This is a genomic window from Stenotrophomonas maltophilia group sp. RNC7, from assembly GCF_030910085.1.
GTDB classification, from domain to species: domain Bacteria; phylum Pseudomonadota; class Gammaproteobacteria; order Xanthomonadales; family Xanthomonadaceae; genus Stenotrophomonas; species Stenotrophomonas sepilia.
The window spans coordinates 1-731 of the sequence record NZ_JAVFVN010000392.1 but is presented as its reverse complement, the minus strand read 5'-3'; the positions used below and the strand labels follow the sequence as shown (position 1 = coordinate 731).

The window sequence follows — 731 nt, the reverse complement described above, 5'->3', positions numbered from 1 at the left end:
CCTTGGAGGCTTGGATATCTCCAGTATATCGCAGCCCATCTACGGTCTTGCTTACATTGCCCATTGCATCGTATTCCATTATCTCTAGAAGATCCCCCATTGGCGATGTAGTGGAGGTTCTGCGGTTCATGCTGTCATAGGTGTAGGTCGTACCCAGCATGCTGGAAGCTAGCTGTGGTGTATCCTGACTCTTTTCATAGTTCTCTGGTGCAATCTGTTTGATTAAATTTCCTAAGGTGTCATATAGATATCTTTGAACGGACAATCCGCCGTCAGCCGCTGGTGCGGTTTTACGAATAAGCCTGTTGAAAGCGTCATAGTCGTAGTGAATCACCGCATTTTTGCTGTTTTCTTCTCGGATTAGATTTCCGTTTAAATCGTATTCATACTGCTTTGCGTCCATCATTGGACTTATATTTTTAGTGAGCCGCTTGTCGTAATCGTATTCGAAGGTCTGCTCATTTCCTTGAGGGTCTTTTTTAACCCTTACCGTATTATTTTTGTTATAGGTATAGCTGGTCGTAGCAAGTACCCGATCGAAATACTGTCGGTCATATTGGGCACCAATGAGGTATTTCGTATCGATATCCGTCATCTTTACCAGTAAGGATTCACTGGCTACTCTGGACAGTACATCGTACGTATATCGAACCACTTGATAATCGTCGCCTTCTACCTTCTGCTTCATAGCGATGACATTTCCTGCAGCATCGTATTCGTTTATGACTTCC

Annotated in this window: 1 protein-coding gene; it reads right to left on the bottom strand. The window is 43.8% G+C overall.

Annotation, left to right across the window (positions count from 1 at the left end; all coding sequences use genetic code 11):
• Positions 1 to 688: RHS repeat domain-containing protein (locus tag RCF13_RS06735; protein ID WP_308140988.1), on the bottom strand; the 688-nt coding region annotated here is incomplete at its 3' end.
• Positions 689 to 731 lie beyond the last annotated feature (43 nt).